At 67.8% G+C, this 16,955-nt stretch carries 16 protein-coding genes; 8 read left to right on the forward strand and 8 right to left on the reverse strand.

Features of this window, described 5'->3' with window-relative positions; translation table 11 throughout:
- Positions 1-7: 7 nt before the first annotated feature.
- From ABLE94_RS05675 to ABLE94_RS05685, 3 genes are read right to left on the reverse strand one after another with little or no spacing between them, the layout of a single operon-like run.
- A complete protein-coding gene (locus ABLE94_RS05675) occupies positions 8-979 on the reverse strand; it encodes a PLP-dependent cysteine synthase family protein (RefSeq protein ID WP_348808237.1) in 972 nt (323 codons plus the stop codon).
- A gap of 3 nt (positions 980-982) precedes the next feature.
- Entirely contained in the window at positions 983-1,288 is a 306-nt protein-coding gene (locus tag ABLE94_RS05680) for a MoaD/ThiS family protein (protein WP_348808238.1), read from the reverse strand.
- Positions 1,289-1,296: 8 nt separating this feature from the next.
- Entirely contained in the window at positions 1,297-1,704 is a 408-nt protein-coding gene (locus ABLE94_RS05685; protein ID WP_348808239.1) for a M67 family metallopeptidase, read from the reverse strand.
- Positions 1,705-2,015: 311 nt separating this feature from the next.
- On the opposite strand from ABLE94_RS05685, the gene ABLE94_RS05690 reads away from it, so the two are divergent.
- On the forward strand, positions 2,016-2,804 hold the full coding sequence (locus ABLE94_RS05690) for an LppX_LprAFG lipoprotein (protein WP_348808240.1): 789 nt from the start codon (positions 2,016-2,018) through the stop codon (positions 2,802-2,804).
- A gap of 26 nt (positions 2,805-2,830) precedes the next feature.
- On the forward strand, positions 2,831-3,220 hold the full coding sequence (locus tag ABLE94_RS05695) for a DUF4189 domain-containing protein (protein WP_348808241.1): 390 nt from the start codon (positions 2,831-2,833) through the stop codon (positions 3,218-3,220).
- Between the two features lie 33 nt (positions 3,221-3,253).
- Here the strand turns inward: ABLE94_RS05695 and ABLE94_RS05700 are convergent, their stop codons facing one another.
- The 3 genes from ABLE94_RS05700 to clpS are packed head-to-tail and all read right to left on the reverse strand — an operon-like array spanning position 3,254 to position 5,295.
- On the reverse strand, positions 3,254-4,381 hold the full coding sequence (locus tag ABLE94_RS05700; protein ID WP_348808242.1) for a P1 family peptidase: 1,128 nt from the start codon (positions 4,379-4,381) through the stop codon (positions 3,254-3,256).
- On the reverse strand, positions 4,378-4,953 hold the full coding sequence (gene aosR / locus ABLE94_RS05705) for an oxidative stress transcriptional regulator AosR (protein ID WP_348808243.1): 576 nt from the start codon (positions 4,951-4,953) through the stop codon (positions 4,378-4,380). Before aosR ends, ABLE94_RS05700 begins: the two co-directional genes overlap by 4 nt.
- 18 nt (positions 4,954-4,971) lie before the next feature.
- Positions 4,972-5,295 carry an ATP-dependent Clp protease adapter ClpS gene (gene clpS / locus ABLE94_RS05710; RefSeq protein ID WP_348803252.1) on the reverse strand — a complete coding sequence of 108 codons (324 nt, stop codon included), beginning with the start codon at positions 5,293-5,295 and terminating at the stop codon, positions 4,972-4,974.
- Positions 5,296-5,363: 68 nt separating this feature from the next.
- Here clpS and ABLE94_RS05715 point away from each other — a divergent pair, with 68 nt between their 5' ends.
- The 6 genes from ABLE94_RS05715 (at position 5,364) to ABLE94_RS05740 (ending at position 15,078) form a co-directional block, all read left to right on the forward strand.
- On the forward strand, positions 5,364-6,632 hold the full coding sequence (locus tag ABLE94_RS05715; RefSeq protein WP_348803894.1) for a nicotinate phosphoribosyltransferase: 1,269 nt from the start codon (positions 5,364-5,366) through the stop codon (positions 6,630-6,632).
- 56 nt (positions 6,633-6,688) lie between these two features.
- Complete coding sequence (locus ABLE94_RS05720; RefSeq protein ID WP_348808244.1) at positions 6,689-7,288, forward strand: isochorismatase family protein; 600 nt, start codon at positions 6,689-6,691, stop codon at positions 7,286-7,288.
- A gap of 63 nt (positions 7,289-7,351) precedes the next feature.
- Positions 7,352-9,496 (forward strand): ATP-dependent DNA helicase, encoded by a 2,145-nt coding sequence (locus ABLE94_RS05725; RefSeq protein WP_348803250.1) that lies wholly within the window; start codon positions 7,352-7,354, stop codon positions 9,494-9,496.
- Between the two features lie 133 nt (positions 9,497-9,629).
- Positions 9,630-11,630: an alpha-1,4-glucan--maltose-1-phosphate maltosyltransferase gene (locus ABLE94_RS05730; protein WP_348808245.1), complete on the forward strand. Its 2,001-nt coding sequence runs from the start codon at positions 9,630-9,632 to the stop codon at positions 11,628-11,630.
- The gene (gene glgB, locus ABLE94_RS05735; protein ID WP_348808246.1) at positions 11,593-13,914 is read left to right on the forward strand and encodes a 1,4-alpha-glucan branching protein GlgB; all 2,322 of its coding nucleotides are present in this window, start codon (positions 11,593-11,595) and stop codon (positions 13,912-13,914) included. Before ABLE94_RS05730 ends, glgB begins: the two co-directional genes overlap by 38 nt.
- Positions 13,915-14,127: 213 nt before the next feature.
- The gene (locus tag ABLE94_RS05740; protein ID WP_348808247.1) at positions 14,128-15,078 is read left to right on the forward strand and encodes an SGNH/GDSL hydrolase family protein; all 951 of its coding nucleotides are present in this window, start codon (positions 14,128-14,130) and stop codon (positions 15,076-15,078) included.
- Between the two features lie 33 nt (positions 15,079-15,111).
- On the opposite strand, the gene ABLE94_RS05745 is transcribed toward ABLE94_RS05740, so the two are convergent.
- Positions 15,112-15,261, reverse strand: coding sequence for a hypothetical protein (locus tag ABLE94_RS05745; RefSeq protein ID WP_348808248.1), 150 nt, complete (start codon positions 15,259-15,261; stop codon positions 15,112-15,114).
- A gap of 100 nt (positions 15,262-15,361) precedes the next feature.
- Entirely contained in the window at positions 15,362-16,786 is a 1,425-nt protein-coding gene (locus ABLE94_RS05750) for a lipase family protein (protein WP_348808249.1), read from the reverse strand.
- Positions 16,787-16,955: the final 169 nt, after the last annotated feature.

Genomic DNA, 16,955 nt, shown 5'->3' on the forward strand with positions numbered 1-16,955 from the left:
ACAGGACTCACGCCCAGAGTTGCCCCTCGAGGGCCTGTTCGGCCTCCTCCAGGCTACCGTCGTACGCCCCGGTCGACAGATACTTCCATCCCGCGTCGGGGACGACGAACCCGATGTCGGCGCGTTCGCCCTTCTTGATGGCCTGCCGTGCGACGCCGCGCGCCGCCTGCAGGATCGCGCCGGTGGAGACGCCCGCGAAGATCCCCTCGGTGTCGATGAGTTCGCGCACCCGCGCCACCGCGTCGACACCCTGCACCGAGAACCGACGCGTCAGCACCGTGTCGTCGTACAACTCCGGGACGAAGCCCTCGTCGATGTTGCGCAGGCCGTAGACCTCGTCCCCGTAGCGGGGTTCGGCCGCCACGATCTGCACGCCCGGCACCCGCTCACGCAGATACCGCCCCACCCCCATGAGGGTTCCGGTGGTTCCCAGACCGGCGACGAAGTGGGTGATCTCGGGCAGATCGGCGAACAGTTCCGGACCGGTGCCCTCGTAGTGCGCGAGCCAATTGGCCTCGTTGCCGTACTGGTAGAGCATCACCCAGTCGTCGTGGTCGGCCGCGAGTTCCTTGGCCACCCGGACCGCGGTGTCCGAACCACCCGCGGCGGGCGAGGAGATGACCTGCGCACCGTACATCCGCAGCAGTGATCGACGTTCCCCCGAGGTGTTCTCCGGCATCACGCAGATCAGCTGATAGCCCTTGAGCTTCGCTGCCATCGCCAGCGAGATCCCGGTGTTTCCGCTCGTCGGCTCCAGGATCGTCGCGCCCGGCGTCAGCACACCGTCGCGTTCGGCCTGCTCGATCATGCGCAACGCCGGACGGTCCTTGATGGAACCGGTGGGATTGCGGTCCTCGAGTTTGGCCCACAATCGCACATGCGGGCCGTCGTCGGAGTCGTGCCACCGGGGCGAGAGCCGTTGCAGACCGATGAGCGGGGTGTTGCCGACCGAGGCGATCAGCGACTCGTAGCGCGCCACGCCTCAGCGTGCTCCGCCGGCCGGAAACCGCACTCCGGCTCCGCCGGCGACCGCGGGCAGGATGGTCACCTCGTCGCCGTCGTCGATCGACGTGTCGAGTCCGCCGGAGAAACGGACGTCCTCGTCGTTGACGTAGACGTTGACGAAACGGTGCAGCTTGCCGTCGGCGACGAGACGGTCGCGGATGCCGGGGTTGGCCGACTCCAGATTGTCGAACACCTCCGACAAGGTGGATCCGCTTGTGTCAACCCGCTTTTCACCACCGGTGTGGGTACGCAGGATCGTGGGGATGGAAACGGTGACGGCCATGATGTTCTTCAGCTCCTGATCTCGATCTCTTCTTCGGTGACCACCCCGTCGAGAATCCGGTAACTGCGCACCTGCGCGGTATCGGGCTCCCGGGTGGACACCAGGACGTAGTGGGCGTTCGGTTCACTCGCGTAGGAGATGTCGGTGCGGCTGGGATATGCCTCGGTCGCGGTGTGTGAGTGGTAGATGACCACCGGTTCCTCGTCATTGCGGTCCATCTCGCGCCACACCTTGAGCTGTTCGAGCGAATCGAATCGGTAGAAGGTGGGCGAGCGCTCCGCGTTGACCATGGGGATGAACCGCTGCGGGTCGTCGGAACCCTCGGGGCCGGCGATGACGCCGCACGCCTCGTCGGGGTGATCGGCGCGCGCGTGCGCGATCATCTGATCCACCAGGTCCCGACCGATCCTCAACACCGACTCGTCCTCCGCCGCGATCCTCCGGGCCCGCCCCGGCGGGCAGGCAATGTCCGCCGGACATCAACGACGCCGGCGACCGGGCTATTCCGTGCGACCACGAATCGACGGCCTCTCGACGTCACCGCGTGAGTCGATCACCCGTTCCGATCACCTCGCCGACCCGTCCTCCGAACGCATGTCATCCATCCGATCCACAAAGGGGGTTGACCTGCAGGGGCCCGTTGTAGCGTGTGCCTACCTCGATCTGCGGTGCCGGATTCTCACATCGACCACCGGCCTCGGGGACCACAGAAAAGGAGTGCCATTTCATGCAACGTGCCCAGCGTGTTGCCACTGCAGCCGTCGCGGCGGGTATCGCCGCCGCCCTCGCCCTGACCGGATGTTCGTCGGGCTCCGAGAGTGGTTCGTCGGGTTCGACGACGGCCACCTCGACGATCACCGATCCGGCCGCGTTGGTCAGTGCCGCCGCCGACTCGACCGCCGCCCTGACCGGCGCCCACCTGAACCTGGTGGTGACCGGGACCATCCCCAATCTGACCGCCAAGGCGGTCGAGGCCGACGTCACCACCAAGCCGCAGATGGCGGCCAAGGGCACCGCGACCGTGCTGCTCGGTACCACCGAGGTGAAGGCCCCGTTCGTCTACGTCGACGAGCATCTCTACGCCGATATCGGTGATGAGGGATTCGTGGACTACGGCGATGGCCGGTCCATCTACGACGTGTCGGTGGTACTGGATCCGGACAAGGGGCTGGCGAATCTTCTCCGGCAGATCCAGAACCCGACCAAGACCGGTGCGGCCGAGGTCGACGGGGTGCAGGCCACCCAGGTCACCGGCACCGTCGCGGCGATGACCCTGGCACCGCTGACCGGGGTCAACGTGACCGCCAATCAGAATGCGCAGGTCCCGATCACCGTGTGGATCACCGCCGACAATCAGCTCGCCCGGGTGGCCATCACGCCGGTCCCCAACTCGTCGATGACGATCACGCTGTCGAAGTGGAATGACACCGTCGAAGTGAGCAAGCCGTCGCAGATCGTGACGCCGAGCGCCTCGACACCGCCGAACCCGGCCGACGCCTCCCGCGTGCCGGCCTGACACCCACCCACGAAAGGCAGAAAGCCATGACCATTCGCAAGCGCTTCGTCGCCGCTGCGGCCGCAGTGGGCGCGGTGGGTGCGGCCGTCGTCGCCCCCGCCGCGCTGGAGACCGCACCGGCCCACGCGTACGGCAACTACTACGGCGCCATCGCGCTGAACATCTCCGACGGCACCGTCGGCCGCGCCTGGGATTACGACTCCTACGCCGAGGCCGACGCCGCTGCGCTCGGCGCGTGCGGGTACGGCTGCAAGGTCGTCGTCGACTTCGTCAACGGCTGCGGCGCGGTCGCCTCGTCGCCGGACTACTGGGGCTACGGACGCGGCTCGAGCCTCTACACCGCCCAGTCCAACGCGCTCTACGCCGCGGGCGGCGGGGAGATCTACACCTGGGTGTGCACCACCGGGCACGACTGACACTCCCCGACCCATCCAGCACTCGTGGTGCCGTCAGCGCAATGCCGACGGCACCACGTCTGCGTAGGCGGGAATGCCGGCCACCGGCCGCGCGGCGATCACCGCCTGCCAGACCGCATCGCGCGTCACCTCCGCCGCCACCTGGGCGACCTGGGTGAGCACGGCGGCCTCGGGGTTCATCCCCGGCGGGATGAGCGGCGACGGTTCCACCGGGCGGGCCCCGGTGGACACCGCGAAGATGGTGTCGCCGTCCAGCGGTGAATGCACCGGCACGATCGCGCGGGCCAGGCCGTCGTGCGCGGCCACCGCCATCCGTCGCAGAGACGCCGGGCTCAGTGCCGCATCGGTGGCCACCACGCCGATCGTCGTGTTGAGAACCGTTGCCTTGGAGGCGATGTCGGCCACCGCACCGATGTCCGCCGGAGTCGGTTGCCGCAGACCGAACCGCTCGAGATCGGCGACGCCGATGCCCCACGGCAATCCCGTTGCCGGATCGATCACCGTCCCGACCGGATTGGCCACGATCAGCGCACCGACCGTCACGCCGGCCGCCGGGCCCGCGTCGATGACCCGGCTCGCGGTACCCACACCACCCTTCAGGCCGCCGGCGCGGGCGCCGGTTCCGGCTCCGACACTTCCGATCGCGAAGCCCTGCGCCGCCGCGCGTGTCGCGGCCGCGCCGAATCCCGCGTCGGGACGACGATCCCAGCCGCCCACCGGGAGATCGAAGATCACCGCCGCCGGCACGATCGGCACGACGTGGCCGTGGATGTCCATCGGCAGTCCGACACCGGCACGTTCCAGCTCGGCCATCACGCCGTCGGCGGCGGCGAGCCCGTAGGCGCTGCCGCCGGTCAGCACGATCGCGTGGGCGACGGTCACCGTGTTGGACGGGTCGAGCAGGTCGGTCTCACGCGTCCCCGGCCCACCACCACGCACGTCCACCGCGGCCCGCGGGTCCGGACCGGCGATGCGGACGACCGTGGTCCCGGTGGCCCAGCCCGACCCGGGCCGATCGCCGGGCCGATCTCCGCCGACGACGACGTCGTCGTCGAGGCGATGATGATGGCCGACGGTGATCCCGGCGACGTCGGTGAGGCGATCTCCCCGACGGCTCACCGGCACGTCGCCGGGGCCACCGGCAGGGGCCGCGGCACTCACATCAACGACTCCACCAGGAGTTCCTGCATCACCGTGAGCCAGTGGTAGACGTCGAGATGCGCGGCGTGCGGATGGCCCTCGGGCAACTGATCCGGGGTGTCCTCGGAGATCCCCAGCATCGCGCCGAGCGCGAGTCGCACGTCGTTGAGTGCGGTCAGCCAGTCCAGCGCCTGCGCCTCGGTCAGTGCGATGTCGCCACCGCCGGGCGGGAGCGAATCGAGCAGGGTCTTGGCCGCGGCCATCTTCGCGTCGATGATCTTGGGTTCGTTGATGCTGCGCAGCGCCGCGTTGAGATCGCCGTTGACCATGTCGGCGGCCAGTTCGCGTTCCTGATCGGGCCGATGAAAGTCCGGCAGCAACCGGCCCAGGGTCACATCGCCCGGCGGCGCGGAATGCCCGGTCCGGATTCCGGTGAGCTCCGCGAGATCGTCGGTCGGTGCGCTCGACTCCCGCTCATGCAGGAGATCGATCATCGACGAGACCATCGAGGTGAGCAGCTCGACCTCGTTGCGGTCGAGGTTGGAACAGATCCGCATACGCGAACCACGACCCTGACGTTTCCAGGTGCGCACGTGTGATCCCGGCCGCGCTCAGCAGTCGCGCTGCATCGTGGCCCACAGGCCGGCCGCATGCAGCTTCCGGACGTCGGACTCGACCTTGTCGCGATCCCCGCTGGACACCACGGCCTTGCCCTCGGTGTGCACCTGCATCATCAGTTGATTGGCCCGGGATTCTGAGTAGCCGAAGATCTTCTGGAACACGAAGGTCACATAGCGCATCAGGTTGACCGGATCGTCCCAGACGATCGTCATCCAGGGCCGGTCGAGATCGGCGACGTTCTCGGCGACGGTCGGTTCCGCGACCGCCGCACCACCCGGAGTAGCCTCGTGCGCACGCAATACGTCAGGCGCCATACCTCCAAGGGTAAGGGATCACCACCGTGGACAACACCGCCCTGCTGACCGATCACTACGAGGTCACCATGGTCTCGGCTGCGCTGCGCCAGCCGATCGCCCATCGACAATGTGTCTTCGAGGTGTTCGCCAGGCGTCTGCCCGACGGCCGCCGGTTCGGTGTCGTCGCAGGCACCGGTCGCGTCCTCGACGAACTCGCCCGCTTCCGGTTCGGCGACGACGAGATCGCGGTCATCGAGAAGTTCTGCGACGCCGACACCGTCGCCTGGCTGCGCGACTACCGGTTCTCCGGCGACATCGACGGCTACCGCGAGGGCGAGCTGTACTTCCCGGGCTCGCCGATCCTCACCGTCCGCGCGAGCTTCGTCGAGGGAGTGCTCCTCGAGACCCTGATCCTGTCGATCCTCAACCACGACAGTGCGATCGCCTCCGCGGCGGCGCGCATGGTGAGCGCGGCAGGCAGCCGGCCGATCATCGAGATGGGATCCCGGCGCACCCATGAACGAGCCGCGGTGTCCTCGGCCCGCGCCGCCTACATCGCCGGCCTGTCGGCGACGTCGAATCTCGAGGCGGCACGGACCTACGGCGTGCCCAGCGCCGGCACGGCGGCGCACGCCTTCACCCTCGGATTCTCCGGCCCCGACGGACCCGACGAGAAGGCCGCGTTCGCCGCCCAGATCGAGGCGCTCGGCGTCGGCACCACCCTGCTGGTGGACACCTACGACATCACCCAGGGCGTCGCCAATGCGATCGCCGTCGCCGGTCCCGAACTCGGCGCGGTCCGCATCGATTCCGGCGACCTCGGTGTCCTGGCCCGCCAGGTCCGCGCGCAACTGGACTCGCTCGGCGCGACGAAGACCAAGATCGTCGTGTCCGGTGACCTCGACGAGTACGCCATCGCGTCGCTGCGGGCCGAGCCCGTCGACATCTACGGCGTCGGCACGTCGCTGGTCACCGGTTCCGGCGCACCGACGGCCGGCATGGTCTACAAACTCGTCGAGGTCGACGGCATCCCGGTGGCCAAACGGTCCAGCCACAAGGAATCGCAGGGCGGTGCCAAGACGGCGATCCGGATCGCCCGGCCCAGCGGGACGATCGTGGAGGAACTCGTCTATCGCACCGGCACACCCGCTCCCGCCGCCCCCGGACTGGTACCACGGGATCTGCAGATCCCCTTGGTCCGCGACGGCAAGCCGGTCGACGAGCTGCCGACGCTGACCGATTCCCGCGACCATCTCGCGCGGGGCCTGGTGAGTCTGCCCTGGGAGGGTCTCGGGTTGTCCCACGGCGATCCGGCCGTCCCGACCCGTTTCGTCCTCCCCACGCCGCCCGGGTGAGCCACACTCGCGTGTGAGCTCCGTCCGACGTCCGACCTCCAGCCCCGAGGAGAGCCATGTCCAGCCCGACCTCCGACACCGCCGCCGACGCCCTCATCATCGTCGACGTCCAGAACGATTTCTGCGAGGGTGGCGCACTGGGCGTGGCCGGTGGCAACGCCGTCGCCCAGGCGATCAACACCATCCTCGGCGAGTACTCGACGGTGGTGGCCACCCGCGACTACCACATCGATCCGGGCTCGCACTTCTCCGAGAAACCCGACTTCGTCGACTCGTGGCCACCGCATTGCCGCGTCGGCACCGACGGCGTCGCCTTCTCCCCCGGCCTGGACACCTCGACGGTCGCCGACGTCTTCTCCAAGGGCGAGTACTCGGCCGCCTACTCCGGCTTCGAGGGCGCCGACGACGACGGCGTGACCTTGGAACACTGGTTGCGCGACAAGGGCATCCAGTCCGTCGATGTGGTCGGGATCGCGACCGATCACTGTGTCCGGGCGACCGCCCTCGACGCCGCGAAGGCCGGTTTGCGCACCCGAGTGCTGCTGAACTTCACCGCCGCGGTGGCCGCCGACACGGCGGCCGCCGCGCTCGCGGAGATGCGGGCGGCGGGCGTCGAGGTGTCCGGCGACCTGCTCTACGGTGGCGCCCGATCCTGATCATCCATCCACAGCCCGCCGTCATCGACGTCCACCGCCGCGACACACCTGACAGACTCACTCATGCCTGAACTCCCCTCGGTGACCGATCTTCTCGACGCCGCCGTCACCGCCGTGTCCGGTGCCCGACGCGACGGGCAGGTGCGGATGGCCACCGCCGTCGATCACGCCATCGACGTCGGTGAACACCTGGCGGTGCAGGCCGGCACCGGCACCGGCAAATCCCTGGCCTATCTGGTCCCGGCGATCCGTCATGCCGTCGCCAGCGGGCACACCGTCATCGTCTCGACCGCCACGATCGCGCTGCAACGCCAACTCGTCGAACGCGACCTGCCGCGACTGGCCGACGCGCTGGCCGGTCCGCTCGGCCGGCGGCCCACCTTCGCGATCCTCAAGGGCCGCGCCAACTATCTGTGCCTGCACAAGATTCACGCGGGCACCGTCGAGGAGCCGGACACCGAACTGTTCGACGCGTTCGAACTGTCGCGGACCGGCCGCGAGGTGACCCGGCTGCGGGAATGGACCTCCGACACCGAGACCGGTGACCGCGACGACCTGACCCCCGGGGTCTCCGACCGCTCATGGCGGCAGGTGAGTGTGTCGGCTCGCGAATGCCTGGGGGCCGCGAACTGCTCGTATGCCGAGGACTGCTTCGCCGAACGCGCGCGGCGCGCCAGCGGCCAGGTCGACGTCGTGGTGACCAATCACGCGATGCTCGCCATCAATGCGATGAGCCCGGCCAACATCCTGCCCGAACACGACGTCGTGATCGTCGACGAGGCGCACGAGCTCGTCGACCGGATCACCGCCGTCAGCACCGCCGAGGTGTCGGCGGCGGCCGTGGCCAACCTGTCGCGCCGCGTCGGCAAACTCATCGACGAGGAGACCACCGACGCACTGCTCGGCGCCGGCGACCAGGTCGGTGCGCTGCTCGAGGAGTGTCCGCCGGGTGAGTGGACGCGACTGCCGGTGTCGGCGGGCACCATGCTGACCGCGTTGCGGGACCGCCTGTGGGCAGCCCGCTCGGCGATCGGGCCGGTGCGCGGCACCGGGATGAGCGGTGAGGACGCCGCCGCGCGGTCGGCGGCCCTGACCGGCCTCGACGACTTGCACGACACCATCGTCCGCCTGCTCGACACCTTCGGCGAACCCGACGTGGCCAAGCGGCGCGACGTGGTGTGGGTCGCGGCCGAACGGGTCGGACGGGGAGCGTCGGCGACGACACGTCCGGTGCTGCACATCGCCCCGCTGTCGGTGGGTGGTCTGCTGCGGGCCACGCTGTTCAGCACCGCGACCGTGATCCTGACGTCGGCGACCCTGACGATCGGCGGTTCCTTCGACGCCCTCGCCGCCACCTGGGGACTGCCGGCGGCCGGGCGCGGCGCCGACACCCCGGCCGCCGACGACATCGACGCAGGAAAGATCGACGCAGGCAAGATCGACGCCGGCAACATCAACGGCGGGGCATCGACCGGTTCGGCGCGGGAGGTCACCGCCACCGGGAAGACGGCGCCATCGGATTCCGGGCCGGTGCGATGGACCGGGATGGACGCCGGTTCACCGTTCGACTATCCGCGTTCGGCGATCCTCTACGTCGCCCGGCATCTGCCTCGACCCGGGCGTGACGGGCTCGCCCCGCGGACCCTGGACGAGATGGAGCAGCTCATCACCGCCGCCGGTGGACGCACCCTCGGACTGTTCTCGTCGATGCGCGCCGCCCGCGAGGCCGCCGACGCCATGACCGACCGCTGCTCGGTGCCGATCCTGTGTCAGGGTGACGACACCACCTCGACGCTGGTGCGGCGTTTCGCCGAGGATCCGGCGACCTGCCTGTTCGGGACGCTGTCACTATGGCAGGGGGTCGATGTCCCGGGCCCGTCGCTGAGTCTGGTGCTCATCGACCGCATCCCCTTCCCGCGGCCCGACGACCCGTTGTCGACCGCGCGGCAACGCGCCGTCGACGCCCGCGGTGGCAACGGCTTCCTCTCGGTCGCCGCCAACCATGCCGCACTGCTCCTCGCCCAGGGCGCCGGCCGGCTGCTGCGATCGGTGGACGACCGGGGTGTGGTCGCGGTGCTCGACTCGCGTCTGGCCACCGCGGGCTACGGCGGATACCTGGCCGCATCCCTGCCGCCGTTCTGGCGGACCACCGATCCGGCGGTGGTGCGTTCGGCACTCGGCAGGCTGACCGCGGTGCCCGTACGCTGATCTCCGGACGCACGGCCCGCAACCACGTCACAATGAGTTCAGGCGCGGTCGCCGGTGGGCGCGCCCAACACGGTGTTCAACAGCAACGACGCATCCGGCCGGAGTCGCGGCCTGCGTGAGAAGGGAGCCGCGAGTGATCGGCCGGATGGGCATCGACGACATCCAACCACTCGTATCGGCAGGCGCGAATCCGGGCAAAGCCGTTGTGGGCGAATTGGTTCCGGTCAGCGCCACGGCGTGGCGCGAAGGGCACGACGCCCTCGGCGCCACCCTGCGGATCGAAGGACCGAGACGACGCATCTTCGAGGTTCGGATGACGCCGTCGATCGAACCGGATCAGTTCAACGCGGCATTCGTCCCCGATCTCGAGGGCTTCTGGACGTTTCGTATCGAGGCGTGGAGCGACCCCTTCACCACCTGGAAGTCCGGCATCGTCAAGAAGATCGAGGCCGGCCAGGGCACCGTCGATCTGGCCAACGATCTGGAGATCGGCGCCCGGATTCTCGACGTCGCCCACGATCAGCTCCCACCGTCGGATCGCGTTCACCTCGAAGAGGCGATCTGGATGTTGCGCTCGGACGAACCGCAGATCGCGGCCCGGGTGCGCCCGGCGCTGTCGGAGAAGGTCGCGACGCTCCTGCACCGGAATCCGGTGCGCGAAATGGTCACCAAGAGTCGCAACCACCGCGTCTGGGTCGATCGTCGACGCGCCCTGTTCGGTTCGTGGTACGAGATGTTCCCGCGGTCGACGGGCGGCTGGGACAACGAGGGCAACCCGGTCCACGGCACGTTTCTGACCGCCGCGCAGGATCTGCCGCGGATCGCGGACATGGGTTTCGACGTCGTCTATCTGCCGCCGATCCACCCGATCGGCCACGTGAATCGCAAGGGCCCCAACAACACTCTGATCGCCGGTCCCGAGGACGTGGGTTCGCCGTGGGCAATCGGCTCCGCCGACGGCGGCCACGATGCGATCCACCCACAACTCGGCTCCACCGACGACTTCACCTACTTCATCGGACGTGCCCACGAACTGGGCATGGAGATCGCACTCGACCTGGCGTTGCAGTGTGCGCCCGATCATCCGTGGGCGATCGAGCATCCCGACTGGTTCACCGTCCTCCCGGACGGCACGATCGCCTATGCGGAGAATCCGCCTAAGAAGTATCAGGACATCTATCCGCTCAACTTCGACAATGATCGCGCCGGGATCTACGGTGCCATCCTGCGGGTGACGCTGCACTGGATTTCCTTGGGGGTCAAGATCTTCCGCGTCGACAATCCGCACACCAAACCGCCGAACTTCTGGGAATGGCTGATCATCGAGGTGAAGAAACGCCACCCCGAGGTACTCTTCCTGGCCGAGGCGTTCACCCGACCGGCCCGCCTCTACGGTCTGGGCCGTCTCGGCTTCACGCAGTCCTACACGTACTTCACCTGGAAGACCGCCAAGTGGGAGCTCGAGGAATTCGGCCGCGAGCAGGCCGCACGTGCCGACGAGGCGCGTCCCAACCTGTTCGTGAACACCCCCGACATCCTGCACGAGAGCCTGCAGCACGGTGGTCCCGGCATGTTCGCGTTGCGTGCCGCGCTCGCGGCGACGATGGCACCCACCTGGGGCGTCTATTCCGGGTATGAACTCTATGAGCACCGGGCGGTCCGCGAGGGCAGCGAGGAGTACCTCGACTCGGAGAAGTATCAACTGCGCCCCCGCGACTTCAAGGCGGCCTCGTCGCGCGGTGAGTCGCTGGAACCGTGGATCACCTCACTCAACGCGATCCGCCGTCGGCATCCGGCCCTGCAGCAGTTGCGCAACATCACCTTCCACAACGTCGACAACCCGGCACTGATCGCCTACTCGAAGATCGATGCCGTCTCGGGTGATCGCGTTCTGGTGGTGGTCAACCTCAATCCGTTCGGCACCGAGTCGTCCACCCTGTGGCTGGACATGCCCGCTCTCGGCTTCGACTGGCAGGACCATTTCCACGTCCGCGACGAGGTCACCGGCGACGAGTACACCTGGGGGCAGGCCAACTTCGTCCAACTCGTCCCGTCCCGGGCGGTCGCCCACATCCTCGCCTTGCCACCGCTCGATCATGCTGCCGCAGAACAACTCTCCTACCGGATTCGATGAGGACACCGTGACCCACACCCCGGAAGACCCGGACACCCCCACCACCGAACCGGCGACGGGTACCAACGCCTCCCCCGCCTGCGGCCTGCCCGACCCGTTCGCCTCCGATCACGATCTGAACCGACTCGACACGCTGACGCACCCGGATCCGCATGCGTTCCTCGGCGCCCACGACACGGGCACCGGATTCACCATCCTGCGCACGTTGCGGCCGAACGCGGAGTCGGTGACCGCGATCATCGGTGGTGTCGAATACCCGATGACGGCACAGACCGATGACCTGTTCGTGGTGGCGGTGCCGATCGAGGGCCTCATCGACTACCGGTATCGCATCGACTACCCCGACGGCGCGGGCGGCACGAACCAGTTCGTCGTCGCCGACGGATACCGTTTTCTGCCCAGCATCGGCGAGACCGACACCTATCTGTTCGGTGAGGGCCGGCACGAGGAACTGTGGACGATCCTCGGGGCCCGGCACGCGTCGTACACGACGCCCGACGGCGAGGTGACCGGAACCGCGTTCACCGTCTGGGCGCCCAACGCGCACGGTATCGCCGTGATCGGCGACTTCGACTGGACCGGACGCACCGCGCCGATGAGATCGCTGGGCAGCAGCGGTATCTGGGAGGTCTTCCTGCCCGACGTCGGTGAGGGCACCCAGTACAAGTTCCGGATTCACGGCGCCGACGGGGTGATCCGGGAGAAGGCCGACCCGATGGCACAGGGCACCAACGTGCCGCCCGCGACCGCCTCGGTGGTGACCCGGTCGTACCACACGTGGACCGACGACGAGTGGATCGCCCGGCGCGCGGCGTCGTCACCGAACAGCGAACCGATGAGCGTGTACGAGGTGCATCTCGCCTCCTGGCGTGAGGGTCTGAGTTACCGCGAGCTCGCCGATCAGCTCGGTGACTATCTGATCGAGAAGGGCTTCACCCACGTCGAGTTCCTCCCGGTCGCCGAGCATCCCTTCGGCGGTTCGTGGGGCTATCAGGTCACCTCGTACTATGCGCCGACCGCCCGATTCGGTACGCCCGACGATTTCCGCTACCTGGTGGATCATCTGCACTCGCTGGGGATCGGGGTCATCGTCGACTGGGTGCCGGCCCATTTCCCGAAGGACGAGTGGGCCCTCGCGCGGTTCGACGGCACCGCCCTCTACGAGAACGCCGACCCCATGCGGGGTGAGCAACTCGACTGGGGCACCTTGATTTTCGACTTCGGGCGGTACGAGGTCCGCAACTTCCTGGTGGCCAACGCCCTGTTCTGGTTCGCCGAGTTCCACATCGACGGCCTGCGGGTGGATGCGGTCGCATCGATGCTGTATCTCGACTATTCGCGCCCGGCGGGTGGCTGGCGACCCAACATCTACGGTGGACGCGAGAACCTCGAGGCGGTGCAGTTCCTCCAGGAGACCAATGCCACCGTGGCCAAACACTTCCCGGGTGTGGTCACCATCGCCGAGGAGTCGACGGCGTGGCCGGGGGTGACCCGGATGACCGATCTCGGCGGCCTGGGGTTCAGCCTGAAATGGAACATGGGGTGGATGCACGACACCCTGGGCTATCTGGGACGCGACCAGGTGCACCGCAGTTTCCATCACCACGAGATCACCTTCTCGATGATGTATGCGTGGAGCGAGAATTTCGTGCTGCCGCTGTCGCACGACGAAGTGGTCCACGGCAAGGGCACGCTGTGGAGCCGGATGCCGGGGAATTCGTTCACCAAGGCCGCCGGTGTGCGCGTGTTCCTGGCCTACCAGTGGTCGCATCCCGGTAAACAACTGCTGTTCATGGGACAGGAGTTCGGCCAGACCGGCGAGTGGTCGGAGGACCGCAGCCTGGATTGGCAGCAGATGACCGGATGGGAGGGCGAGTTGCATTCGGGTATCTCGGCGCTGGTCACCGATCTCAACCGCATCTACAAGGCGACCCCGGCCCTCTACAGCAAGGACACCGAACCGTCAGGGTATGAGTGGATCGACGCGAACGACACCGCCAACAACGTCATCAGCTTTCTCCGATACGGCTCGGACGGATCGGTGGTGGCGTGCCTGTTCAACTTCTCCGGCTCCGACCGCAGCAACTACCGGGTGGGCCTGCCGGTGGCCGGTGAGTGGGTCGAGGTGCTCAACACCGATTCGGCGGCGTACGAGGGTTCGGGCCAGGGCAACCTCGGTTCGGTCGTCACCGACGACACCCCGTGGCATGGCCGAGAGGTGTCGGCGCCGGTGATGTTGCCCGCCAACTCGGCGATCTGGTTGGCGCCGGCGGCCGCCGACTGACCCCGGGCACACCCCTATGAGGTAGCTCACACCCGGCGCCCACCGCGCTCGGCTGGTGCCAGAAACCCTGATGGCACAACCTGTTTCGTGACCGCTGTCGGCGCCGTTCCGGGTGAACGGCTGCCGACATGCGCGCGAACGGCCGATGGCCGTTAGGGTGATCTCGCCCCGCATCCACCTCGGTTGCGGGACGGAGACCGTTGGGGGAATCTCGTGACACATTCGCAGGGTGACAGGGCTTCGAAGGGTGACAGGGCGTCGCAGGGCGACAAGTCGGCGACGGCACGCAAGTGGGCGGGACCGGCGATCACCGTGGTGGCCGGCGCCGTGGTGGTCGCCTCCATCGTCGGGGTCAACGTCGCGACGCCGGACACCGGCACCGACACGGCCGCCTCCGAGACATCGACGGCCACATCCGCCTCGGCCACCTCGGCCACGGAGACATCGGCTACGGAGACATCGGCATCACCGACGTCCGGTACGCCGACACCCGCCCCGGCCACCGAATCGGCCACCCGCGCCTTCACCGCAAGCCTGCAGGCCGATCCCGCCGTGTCGAAAACCCTTGTCCTCCTTGGCGATGCGACCGGCTCCGATCCCAACGGATGGGCCCCGCAACTCGGCACCGCGATCGCGACCACCTTCGACAAGGGGGTGGCCACCAAGTTCTGGGATGAGTCGACCTCGTCATACGGACCGATGATCGGACTCGGCAACGGACCGAACGGCAAGGTCGGGTTCTGGAACGGCAGTGCCGCCGGACTCACCGCCGCCTACGCGGTGGACCACCTCGACGGCCTGATCGCACCCGATGTCACTCCCGACCTGATCATGCTCGACTTCGGCCACACCGAGAACACGTCGGCGCCGCTCGCACCGCAACTCCAGCCGCTCATCGACGCACTCCGGGCGAAGTACCCGAACGCGAAACTCGTGGCGTTCAAGCAGAATCCGCAGTCCGACGGATCGACCGCCGGCCAGCTCGAGGGATTCGCCGCGGCCATGGACGCCCAGGGCATCCAGGTGATCGATGTCTACTCCGCATTCCCCACCGACGAGGCACAGCTCGACGCGCTGCTGTCCGACGGCGTGTATCCCAACGCCGAGGGCCAGAAGATCTGGGCCACAACGGTCCTGAACGCCTTCGGCCTGTCCGGTTCGTGACCGGCGGCGGGTGTCGACGACACCCGCCGGAACTCACGCCAGGCCGGCCGCCACCGCCATCGCGTGCAGCGCGGCGCCCCAGTTGTAGACGGTTCCCCAGGTGAACATGTAGAGCACCCCGTTGGCCATCGGACCGGCGATGGTGGCGATGGTGTCGGGGTCGAGCGCGAGATCTCCGAGCATGGGATTTCCTTTCGGTGGTGACCGGTCCGGCGACCGCAGGGCCGGCGGCGTGACTGAGCGGGCCGGCGGCGTGACTGAGCGGGCCGTCGGCGACGGAGATTCACGAATTCAGTTCGGTGGCAAGCCAATCGACGGTGTGCATACCGAACAGCTCGGTGCCCCACTTGTACATGTCGGTGATGAAGGTGTCGATGCCGCACTGCAGCCCGTAGTACTGCGCATCGGCTCCCTGGGCGGCGTAGCGCGACACCAGTTTCTTCGAGTCGGAGGCCGGGGTCACCACCATGAACGAGTCGTCACTGGCACAGGAGGTCACCAGCATCTTGCCGCGTGGTGCGTCGCCGTATCCGAGGTTGTTCTGCGCGTATACCCGCTGGAAGGCCGGAATGTCGGCCGGTGACCGATTTCCGTTGAACAGCAATCGCATCGGCAGGAACGGCGCCATGAAGTAGGCATAGGTCTGGCAACTCGCCCGGTAGTAGTCGGCCAGCGCACGCCCGGCCGGATTGAGATGACTGTTCATCCGCATCTCGGGATACTGCGCTTCCAGCCCGAGCAGGGTGGCCATCACGAAACCGGACCCGAGTGCGCCGTCGGCGAACGTGATGAAGTTCTTCTGGTCGGCGGCCAGGGCCTCGACCATCGTCGCCTTCAGGTTGATCTCCGGCGCATAGTGATTCGCGTACTCTGCGGCGAAGGCACCCCCGACACCACCGCCGGCGACCCCGAAGATCCCCACCGGCTTGGCCGGGTTCAACCCGGCGGCCCCGACGTGGTACGCCGCGCGCAGCCCGTTGAGCAGGGCCATTCCCGCGTACCGGCCGGCAAAGACGCCATGCGGCTTCGGGTCGGCATCGTTGCCGATGTCGGAGATCACCACCGCCAGACCGCGATTCCACATCAACGCGAGCGGACCGAGCGCCGACCACGCCGACGCGTCGCCGTAGGCACCGCCGCTCCACTGGGTCGACGGATGACATTTCGGCCCGACCGAGTCGTTGGCCTCCTGGTAGGCGACCACCGAGCGGGTGCTGTTGGGGCGGCCGTCCTCCGGGATCATCACGACGCCGGTGGAGATCACCTTGCGGCCGCGGACGTCCTCGGTGACGTACATGATCTTCCACGCGGCGATGTTGCCGGGCCGATATCCGGTGAACAGAACGTCGAATCGTTTGGCCTTCAACAACGTTCCGGGTGCGGCCCCCGCCGGGATGGGCGGCTCGGCGTAGAACGGGTCGTCGGCCAGCAGTCCGACGAAGTTCTCCTCGGTGGTCGCGGCACGACCGTCGCGGATCGTGCCCAGCGTGAACCCACTGAAGACCTCGGAGGCCTTCGGGACATCGAGGGGTACCGAACCGTCGTAGGTGGGCGGTGCCGGGTCGGCCCATGCGGTGGTGGGCACGGTCAATGCCATCGCCGCGATCACCAGAACGCCGCTCACCAGCAGCCGCACGACCCGCGCCGTGATCTTCCCGATCCCACGTGTCCCGCTGTCGGACACCGTGGACCCATGCCGATGCGTCATCGACAGCCCCCTCCCCAGAGAAATCCCCCCACACACACCGCAATCGGCGATGCGATAGCCGAAACTTACCGGCGAGTAGCCTGAGGAACAACTGAGAGCACTGTGGATTCCGTCACACGAACGCGACGAGCGGACCTGTGATCATGACAGGCCGATCAGTACAGGCCCG

The organism is Gordonia sp. VNK1, from assembly GCF_040049135.1.
Classification (GTDB): Bacteria; Actinomycetota; Actinomycetes; order Mycobacteriales; family Mycobacteriaceae; genus Gordonia; species Gordonia oleivorans.

What these genes read in the sequence shown, in the direction of transcription:
- ABLE94_RS05680 (WP_348808238.1), bottom strand. Translation starts at nt 1,288, where the DNA reads ATGGCCGTCACCGTTTCCATCCCCACGATCCTGCGTACCCACACCGGT.
- ABLE94_RS05690 (WP_348808240.1), top strand. Translation starts at nt 2,016, where the DNA reads ATGCAACGTGCCCAGCGTGTTGCCACTGCAGCCGTCGCGGCGGGTATC.
- ABLE94_RS05695 (WP_348808241.1), top strand. Translation starts at nt 2,831, where the DNA reads ATGACCATTCGCAAGCGCTTCGTCGCCGCTGCGGCCGCAGTGGGCGCG.
- clpS (WP_348803252.1), bottom strand. Translation starts at nt 5,295, where the DNA reads ATGGCGCCTGACGTATTGCGTGCGCACGAGGCTACTCCGGGTGGTGCG.
- ABLE94_RS05715 (WP_348803894.1), top strand. Translation starts at nt 5,364, where the DNA reads ATGGTCTCGGCTGCGCTGCGCCAGCCGATCGCCCATCGACAATGTGTC.
- ABLE94_RS05720 (WP_348808244.1), top strand. Translation starts at nt 6,689, where the DNA reads ATGTCCAGCCCGACCTCCGACACCGCCGCCGACGCCCTCATCATCGTC.
- ABLE94_RS05725 (WP_348803250.1), top strand. Translation starts at nt 7,352, where the DNA reads ATGCCTGAACTCCCCTCGGTGACCGATCTTCTCGACGCCGCCGTCACC.
- glgB (WP_348808246.1), top strand. Translation starts at nt 11,593, where the DNA reads ATGCTGCCGCAGAACAACTCTCCTACCGGATTCGATGAGGACACCGTG.
- ABLE94_RS05745 (WP_348808248.1), bottom strand. Translation starts at nt 15,261, where the DNA reads ATGCTCGGAGATCTCGCGCTCGACCCCGACACCATCGCCACCATCGCC.
- ABLE94_RS05750 (WP_348808249.1), bottom strand. Translation starts at nt 16,786, where the DNA reads ATGACGCATCGGCATGGGTCCACGGTGTCCGACAGCGGGACACGTGGG.